We start from the raw sequence: 4,680 nt of genomic DNA, 5'->3' as shown, positions 1-4,680 counted from the left end.
GTATCCGTCTCCACAGTCTCTCTGGTGCTCAACGGCCGCGACAAGGGCAGGGTCAAGTCGGAAACAGCGCGAAAGGTGCGCAGCACAGCCAAAGCCCTGGGCTATCGGCCCAATCCCATGGCCAGGTCGCTACGTACCAGCAAGACCGGCATGCTGGGCTTCATTAGTGAAAAGGTAGCCACCACGCCCTACGCGGGCGCCATCATTCAGGGCGCACAGGATGCTGCCGCTGAGCGCGGCTATGTACTTCTCACCGTCTCCACTGATGAAGGCGTTCGGGAAGCCGAACAGATCCAGGCTTTAAAGCGCTATGGGGTGGACGGCTTCCTCTTCGCCAAAATGTACGACCAGAATATCGACCTGCCCCAGGCTCTGCGCTCCTGCCCTGCCGTGGTGGTCAACGCAGTGGAGCGCGCCGACCGCTGTCCCAGCATCGCACCTGACGAGTTTCTAATCGGCTACGATGCTACCCATCACTTGATTGAATCAGGCTGCCGCCGAGTGGCCTACCTAGGCACCACACAGAATCTGCCAGCGCAAGAAGACAGAATGCGCGGTTACCAGACCGCCCTGAAGGAGGCCGGCCTACCTGCAAGTAAGGCCTTGATCCGACTGGTGGGATTCAACCAGGAAGCCATGGACCAAGTGGACGATCTGATGGAGAACCAGCACCCCGATGGTGTCTTCTGCTTCAATGATTCACGTTCTTTCTACCTATACCAGGCCGCCGCAGCCCGCCATCTGATCATCGGCAGAGATCTGAACCTGGTAGGCGTGGACAACCACCAGGTCATCGCAGAAACCACGGCACCCCCACTGACCACGGTCGAGCTGCCCCACTACGAGATGGGATTCTGGGCGGCGCGGCGACTGCTGGCACAAATCAACCCGCGTCGCGTTGCCCTACCGCTACCCGATACCCGTGCCGTCCTGCCGCCGCTTGATCAAGCTGGCGGGGTGCGCATCCATTGCGCCCTGATCCGCAAGGGTTCCACCCGCCTCGATGCCACCTCGGACCCTGTCACAGCCAACCACTAAAGCCAGAATCACATCTCCCCCTTCTTGCCGCAAGATGGCGAACCAAGTTCAGATCCGGCTGGCTTGTCGCCAGTCACCAATCAGTCAGCATCCCCTGCTAGTTGCTCATCCCCTTCGATAGGGAGACGCAATAACCGTCAATCGTTTGACGTAAATCGATTGACGACCTACTATACCTACCAGGATTCGCTCTGCACACAGTAAGTGCATCGGACCGTGAGGCACTGCGGAGAAGCGGTGCACAACAAGGAGAGAGGGTTAGCATGGCCGCCAAATCATCAGCATGGAGGAATCCATCATATTTGGAATCCTCCACCGGAATATTCTTCTTCTTCTGCGCCTGGGGCATCTGGTGGTCCTTCTACTCGCCCTGGCTGATCAACGGCCTCGGTATGACCAACACCCAGGTTGGCAAAATCTACTCCATCAACTCCGTGGGCACGCTCATAATAATGTTTGTCTACGGGGTAATCCAGGACGAGCTGGGGGTCAAGCGTAGGCTCGCCATATTCATCGCGGCCATTGCGGCGCTGGTTGGGCCTTTCGTGCAGTTCGTCTACGCCCCCCTCATGCATTCCAACCTGATCCTGGGAGCCTTACTCGGTTCAATCGTTCTATCCGCAGGTTTCATGTCAGGTTGCTCTCTGATCGAAGCCCTCACCGAGCGGTACAGTCGTAAATTCGGATTCGAATACGGCCAGTCCCGCGCCTGGGGCTCCTTCGGCTACGCCATTGTGGCCCTGATTGCCGGGTTCGCTTTCAACGTCAACCCGATGATCAACTTCTGGATGGGTTCCGCCTTCGGCGCGTGCATGCTCCTGGTCTATGCCTTCTGGATTCCTGATGAGCAGCGCGAGGAAATCAAGCGGGAATCCACCCCCGAGGGCGAAAAGTCCCAGCCCTCCCTGCGCGACATGATCCATGTCCTGGGTATGCCCGCCCTGTGGCTCCTGATTGTCTTCATGATTTTTACCAACACCTTCTACACGGTCTTCGACCAGCAGATGTTCCCCAACTACTATGCCAACCTCTTCCCCACCCCGGAACAGGGTCACGAGATCTATGGCATTCTCAACTCCTTCCAGGTGTTCCTGGAATCGGCCATGATGGGCGTAGTTCCAGTCATCATGCGCAAGATCGGCGTCCGCAACTCCCTGCTGCTGGGCGCTACGGTCATGTTCGCCAGAATCGGACTGTGCGGTTTCTTCCACGACCCGGTCATGGTCTCCATCGTCAAGCTCTTCCACTCCATCGAGGTGCCGCTCTTCAGCCTGCCGGCCTTCCGCTACTTCACTCTGCACTTCAACCCCAAGCTGTCCGCCACCCTTTACATGGTGGGCTTCCAGATTGCCTCCCAGATCGGTCAGGTGGCCCTGTCCACCCCGCTGGGCATGCTCCACGATCGGGCCGGCGACCGGGTCACTTTCTACACCATCTCATTGGTGGTGCTGGTCGCCCTGATTTACGGAATCTTCGTACTCAAGCGCGACGATCAGCAGGTGGACGGCGATCCCTTCATCAGGGACTCACAGAAGTCCGCCCTAATGCAGGGCTGATTCGCAGATTGACCATCATCAGCACCCGCCCAACCCCGAAAGGATTCAAGGATGAACCAGGCAGTAACCAAAGAAAACACCGATATGAGCGCTCAACTGGATAAGGCCCAGAAAAGCATCGATCGGCTCTTCGCCACCCGCAATGATCGTTGGTATCCCCAGTGCCACATTGCATCCAAGGCCGGATGGATCAACGACCCCAACGGTCTGATTTATTACCAGGGCCGCTATCATGCCTATTTCCAGCTCAACCCCTACGGGAGCGAATGGGGAAACATGCACTGGGGGCATGTGTCCAGCGCCGACCTGGTCACCTGGCGGCGCGAGCCTCTGGCTATGGCACCCACCCTGGAGGTCGAGAAGGACGGGGTTTTCTCCGGATCGGCCGTAGTGGGCGACGACGGCCGTCTGACCATCTACTACACCGGTCACCGCTGGCGCAACGGGGTAAACGATGACGACGGCAACCTCCAGGAGCAGTGCATGGCTGTCTCCTCAGACGGCATCCACTTCGAAAAGAAGGGTGTTGTAGTCCCCTGCCCCGACGAGAAGATCCTGCACTTCCGCGATCCCAAGGTGTGGAAGATGGGCGGGCTCTGGTACATGGTCTTCGGAGTCAGCACTCCCGCCCATCGGGGCGAGATCTGGATGTATACCTCCAACGACATGGAGCACTGGACCTTCGATCGTGTGATCTACCGGCATCCTGACCCTCAGGTCTTCATGCTGGAATGCCCCGATATGTTCCCCCTGGAGGACAAGTGGGTGGTCTGCTACTCGGCCATGGGCCTGAAGCCCCACAGATTCGAAGCCCGCAACCACAACAACGCCGGCTATGTGATCGGCAGCTGGCAGCCCGGCGGCGATTTTCATCAGGAGACTGAGTTTCACCTCTGGGATGACGGCCACAACTTCTATGCACCGCAGACCTTCCAAGCCCCTGACGGCCGTCGGCTGGTCTTCGGCTGGATGAGCCCCTTCACCGAACCCATCCCCATGCAGGAGGATAGCTGGTGCGGCCAGTTCACCGTGCCCCGTGAGGTCACCCTGGCCGGTGATCATCTGCGCTGCCTGCCCGTACGCGAGTTCTCCAACCTGGACCAAGACCAGCAGAGCTTCGGTCCCATCGAGCTGGAGGTCAACGGCAGCCAGAATCTGGTGGACGACGCGCAGACCGCCGACATTAATATGGAGATCGATCTGAACAAGTCCCAGGCCGAGCGCATCGGTCTGGAGATTCATCGGACACAATCAGGCGACCATACGCTGGTCTGCTATGACGACCAGCTGGGCCGCGTGGTACTCGACCGCCACTGCAACACTTACGGGGACCGGGGTTACCGCACCGCTCCCGTCGACAAGTCCTCGGGCAAGCTCAAGCTACGCATCATAGTGGACCGGGGCTCGATCGAGGTCGTCGTCAACGACGGGCTGGAGATCATGTCCTCCTACTCCTTCCCAGCCCAAGGGCCACGCGGCATTCGTCTGATCGCCGAGTCCGGCGAGGGCAAGGCCCTGATCGACTCCCTCTCCATCGCCAAATTGGACACCATCTGGGAGCAGCCGGATCGCTGACCCAACTCCTCTAGTCGACATAGAAATGCCCGTCCCTGAAATTACTTAGGAACGGGCATTTCTCTGGCAAACATCCACCTTCAAGCACCTGTGGTCAGAACCAAAGTATCGAAAATCCCAAAAGAAGCACTGGCCCTTTGACAATAACTCCACAGATGTTTGATCTTCGAGATCAGAAGCCGTTGATGCGGTCGATCCGGCTTCGGCTTTATTTGCCGACCTTAACCAGCAGAGCCATCAGCCCCGAGACAATGGCTGCCGCACCCATGAAGAGGAAGGCTCCAACGAAGGAGCCGCCGGCTGCCTTGACCAGGTAGCCGATGATCATGGGAGCCAGGAATCCGCCCAGGGTGCCGCCGGTATTGATGATGCCAATGGCGGAGCCGATGATGTGCGGGTCCATGATCTTGTGTGGCCAGGTGAAGATGCCGGTGAAGGCCACCACAGAGACGCAGGAAACCAGGATCAGCAGCAGGAGGGAGAGCCAGATGTTGCGCGAGAAGACAAAGCA

The 4,680-nt window shown here is 58.5% G+C and carries 3 protein-coding genes and 1 pseudogene; 3 read left to right on the top strand and 1 reads right to left on the bottom strand.

The window, feature by feature from the left end; genetic code table 11:
* From AC0AP0_RS07855 to AC0AP0_RS07845, 3 genes are all read left to right on the top strand, one after another.
* On the top strand, window positions 1-1,038 hold a 1,038-nt coding region (locus AC0AP0_RS07855), incomplete at its 5' end, for a LacI family DNA-binding transcriptional regulator (protein ID WP_490430061.1).
* A 263-nt stretch (window positions 1,039-1,301) separates the two neighbouring features.
* Window positions 1,302-2,594: an MFS transporter gene (locus AC0AP0_RS07850; protein ID WP_490430060.1), complete on the top strand. Its 1,293-nt coding sequence runs from the start codon at window positions 1,302-1,304 to the stop codon at window positions 2,592-2,594.
* A gap of 51 nt (window positions 2,595-2,645) precedes the next feature.
* The gene (locus AC0AP0_RS07845) at window positions 2,646-4,169 is read left to right on the top strand and encodes a glycoside hydrolase family 32 protein (protein ID WP_490430059.1); all 1,524 of its coding nucleotides are present in this window, start codon (window positions 2,646-2,648) and stop codon (window positions 4,167-4,169) included.
* Window positions 4,170-4,377: 208 nt separating this feature from the next.
* On the opposite strand, the pseudogene AC0AP0_RS07840 reads toward AC0AP0_RS07845, so the two are convergent.
* A pseudogene (locus tag AC0AP0_RS07840) lies at window positions 4,378-4,680 on the bottom strand (MFS transporter); the annotation flags it as partial.

Source organism: Bifidobacterium sp. POST2/T3 (B1) (assembly GCF_058197115.1).
This window is presented reverse-complemented; position numbering and strand designations above follow the sequence as displayed.